Origin of the sequence: Candidatus Protochlamydia sp. R18, assembly GCF_000648255.1 — a bacterium.
GTDB lineage: Bacteria > Chlamydiota > Chlamydiia > Chlamydiales > Parachlamydiaceae > Protochlamydia > Protochlamydia amoebophila.
In genome coordinates this window covers 1-265 of sequence record NZ_BASL01000580.1, presented here as the reverse complement: position 1 = coordinate 265, position 265 = coordinate 1, and the positions used below count along the sequence as shown (strand labels likewise).

Below are 265 nucleotides of genomic sequence, written 5' to 3'. Positions count from 1 at the left end.
AGCATTTAATTCTTCTGGGTTAGTTAAAGGATTTAATAAAAGTTTGTTTTCATCCTCAAGATTATCCATAGTTTCCTGAGTAGAGATTTTTATTGAAAAAGGAGGAGCATCACATAGAGTTTGACTCGAACTTGTTAAAGATATACTAGATGATGCGAGGTGGCTTGCAATAAATTTGGGAATCGTAATTTCTTTTTGCCCCCAAAAAATTTCTCTCCATTGAGACTGAAGCTGCTCTTTTTCGAGATAATTAAAGAATAAGTTG

The 265-nt window shown here is 33.2% G+C and carries 1 pseudogene; it reads right to left on the bottom strand.

From position 1 onward, the window contains the following. Nucleotides 1–265: pseudogene (locus TY19_RS00740) on the bottom strand (hypothetical protein); the annotation flags it as partial.